The organism is thiotrophic endosymbiont of Bathymodiolus puteoserpentis (Logatchev) (genome assembly GCF_900127505.1).
Taxonomy (GTDB): Bacteria; Pseudomonadota; Gammaproteobacteria; order PS1; family Pseudothioglobaceae; genus Thiodubiliella.
The window spans coordinates 11,651-15,681 of sequence record NZ_UEXF01000071.1 but is presented as its reverse complement, the minus strand read 5'-3'; the positions used below and the strand labels follow the sequence as shown (position 1 = coordinate 15,681).

Below are 4,031 nucleotides of genomic sequence, written 5' to 3'. Positions count from 1 at the left end.
TTGCCGTCTGGATCAATGGCAACATACTCGCTTCTAGCGCTAATGCTTTCAACACCTGTTTGTTTGAGTTGCCGCAACATTTCTGCGCCGTAAGTGCTGGTGTTGTCATCAGTGGGATTGTCTGAGGCTAGATTACAACCTACCAGACTAACATGTTTTATAGTAACAGCGTCTGTGTTTAGTGTTTGAGTGATGGTGGTAATATTTGTGCTTAACGCATCAGCACTTCTACCGCCCAGTGTTTGAGTGCCGTCTTCTGCTTCTCTGCCGTAACCCACAGCCACCATTTTGACTTTGCCTGTGATGTCTTTAAGCTGAGTGCCATAAACCACTCGGTAGGCGCCGTCTTTGTCCATTTGCACGATGGTGGTTTTTGTTGGGTGTTTGAAGGCGAGTTTAAGAGTGCTGTCTTTGACATTGTCATCGGATTCGGTTTGGAATAGGATTTGATGGTCGTGGTTGGCTAGATCAGGTTTGGTTTTTTGGGATTCTGTGGTTAGTTTGTTGGTTTGTTCTTGGGTTAAGTTCTCCCAGGATTGGAGTTTTTTGTCGTTGTAGGGTTGGGTTTCGCCTAGGTGTCTTGCGCCAAGGTCTTCTGTTACTTGAGAGTCGCCAGGGTTTATGGATAGCCATGGTTTGGTTTGAGCGTAGGTGTTATACGCCTCAACTTCAATATGCAGCTCTCTAGATAAAAAACTCACCATAGCCTTGTAATCATCGACACTTATTTTATTGTTTTCTGTTATGATTCCTATTTTAGAGACAGGACCTTTAATCAGATTTATTGCATCTTTAAATTGTTTCAGCAGTTCTTGCTTGGAATAACTGTCTGAATCTATTGTGGCTAGAATTATATTGTCAATATTGGGTTTTTTTGCGAAATTGTATACAGGGTAAGATCTGTCTTTTTCGTAGGAAAAAGTAACATAGCCTAAGGTCTGTGCATCGAGAAATGCAAAACCATTGGTCGCCTCATTCGCTCCTGCTACTCTATCTACTGCTGTGTATTCACCATATACATAACGATAAGCATATGAGCCTCTATTCGGACCTGAAGGATTGTATACCAACACATTTGCATTAAACCTGCTGCTTAAATCACTCACAAGACCCGAGTAACCAAACATACCATGTGTGGCATACCAGTCTACACTGCCATCACCCATTTTTATGTTTATTTCTGCCATTGAAGCGCCATCAGGCAGTCGGCTTCCTAGTTCTTTCAGTGCTGCCAAAGTAGTATCAAAATCACTTGCCATAACACGAATTTTTAACTTACCTTCCAAGCCTTCTATTGATCTATTTAGTTGTAGCAAACCATCATCACCCACAGAAACAACAAGATGATAATTGTCGTCTGTGTAAGGGTCAAGCTGAGTTAATTCACCGTCTTTGTAGGCCCAAACAACTTTTCCTTCGTCAAGATGATAACGATTGTTAACTGTGTTTCTACCGGCTGATTCTGTTCTTGACGAACCTAATCTAGAACTGACCTTGGTTTCAATGTTCCTTGCTTTCAGTTCCATTGCAACATCTCTACTAAAATCAGCGCCTGGATTACATCCCTTCATAGCGACTGTATCAATACTTGATTGAACGGGTAAAACGCCTCTTAATGTAGCAACAATGTTAGCAATGTCATTAGCTGTTTTGCGTCCTGTAGTTTTTAACCCTTCGTTACCATGTCCAGAAAATAGTATTTTAATATTATCTGCTTTTATTTTGTGTAATTTAGGTCCATGCACAATCTGGTAGCCTCCCTCTTTATCCATTTGAATCAGCGTGGAGTTTTCGAAATGTTTGCCTGTCATATCTACCGAACTCTCTACTATGGCTGGATCATTTTCTAACTGAACAACAACATAATGTGTGTCCCTAGGGCCAGGAGAAACTTCAAGCTCATTTACTACTGTTATCTTCTTCCATGCACTTAACGCTCGTTGAGATTTTGTAATGTCACTAACAATCTTTGATGCCTTTCTCACACATTCCTCAGTCCAAGCTTTTTGAGCTGCATTTTTAGCAAGGTTAATCTCATCTTGACTTAGCAACCTTTCAAATTCACTTTTAGCACCTTCAATGCGTTTGAGTTGATCTCTAAGACTCAAGCCAGCAATGTCTTTTAACATATCTGCCCTTACATCAATATCTATCCCTCCCTTGTTAAATCTATTTTCTAAATGATAGGCAAGAGTATTCTTTGCACACTTGCGTGTCATTACGCTTAATCTATCAAACTGTTTTTGGTACTTCGTTTCTCGACCTTGTAAATGCTCGTCTAAATCGTTAGCCATTTTTTCAAAAATTTTCGTCTTCAGAATCCCTGGTTCTAGCGCCTTAGCATTTTGAAGATCTTCTTTCAACCCTCTTAAAACATCATAATGCTTGCTACTTGTGCTACTTTTCTTTTTAATTAACTCATTCAAGAGCTTTGAGTATTCATCAAAACCGCCCAATGGATTCTTAAGGTTATCGGCTGTAGTTTTGGCACCTTCAGTTGTAGAAACAATACCACCATCGCGCCAACTGTAAAGCGTTTTAGTGCCTCCTGTTTTCATCGTCTTAGTGCCGTTTTCATTGATCTCTACCTCGCCCCCTCTGCCCGTTATTTGTGCAGTTCTTAGTGCTGGCATATTGTCGTAAATCGTTTTGGCAAAATTCCTAGCTAGACCTTGCTTGATGTTGGTAGTATCACAACCTACTAGGGCAATGCGCTCAAAATGAGTATTTTCATTGGCGTAAGTGTCATAAATCTGCTTGACTTTATCGGTCAATTTATCCATGCCATTTTCACCATTGGCAAAATTTTCTCCATGATCAACAAAATTAAGGCGCACATTGCCTTTAGGGGTGTAAATCTCGTTGTCTGATGTAACCAATTTGTTATTGTCATCAAAATGAACAATAATGCTACTCTCAGGGTGTTTATTGGCAAGGGATTGGGCGGCTTTGACGGCGGCTTCGCTGTTGCCGTTTTGAACGATAATGTTACTTCGGTAATTGCTGAAGTCTTTTTTGAGTGCGTGACGAAAAACCATATCACTGGACACTTTAGGATTGTCTCTTATTAAAGATTTCATTTGAGTTTCACTAATAAAGTGATTGCTTTTATCAACCATTACTTCAATTCTATCTATTTTATAGTTGGTTTTTGGCTCGTAAAGCACTTTGGTTGTGCCTTCTGCGTCGTAATTCATAACAACAAGGTCTTGTTGTTTTTGTGCTTTATCTAATAGACTTTTTTCAAATTCTGGATCACGCTCTAACATCTCTTTGCTAACAAAAATGGCGTGCACGCCTTTGTTTTGGTTAAAAGTTTTTAGAACATTTAGCGAGGCGTCTCTCCACCTTCTCAAACCATTTATACTCTTCATTCTAAATTGTTGTGAACCAGGGAATGAAGACTGAATCGACGGCGAATTAGGATTTGCTGGATCTATAACATAAAGTTGCCCATCTCTACCTACTAACATTTGCAAATCAGCAATCATCAAATCTGGATTGTTTGAAAAATGTTGTAACAAAGTCTGAATGTCGGCCAGTGTTTTGTGTGTTACGCGCTCTTCTTTAAGGGGTACCCACCCTGGCTTTACCATGAATGAGTCATGAATACGCTCAACTAAAATACCATGGTGTTCTTGATTATCCTTATCAATCATGGAAACAACCTTAAGATATTTTGGCGTTTTAATACCCAATTCTCTAAATTTATTAATCCACTCAACTTCGTTTCTTAATTGTCTAATATAATTTCTGTTTGCTGGACTTTTCCCCAGTTGTAAAAATAATAGATCAGGATGGTTTTTTAAGGTATAAGCAACTTTCGTGCTACCTTTGTCAATAGGCTTGCCTATCTCCTCATAAGTCAATGCATCGGGAATATTTAAGGCGGTTTTATCATCTAATCCCAACTTTAGATGATCTAAAACATCACCAACATTGTTAGAGCTTTCCGTTGTCCAAGTAGATTTTTGAGATTCGTGATTCCAACGATGAATGATTTTTTGATCACGATCGCCCATTGTTTTAGA

The 4,031-nt window shown here is 39.3% G+C and carries 1 protein-coding gene; it reads right to left on the bottom strand.

All coding sequences use genetic code 11. From position 1 onward, the window contains the following. On the bottom strand, positions 1-4,022 hold a 4,022-nt coding region (locus tag BHECKSOX2_RS08505), incomplete at its 3' end, for a C80 family cysteine peptidase (protein WP_245391360.1). Between the last annotated feature and the right edge of the window lie 9 nt (positions 4,023-4,031).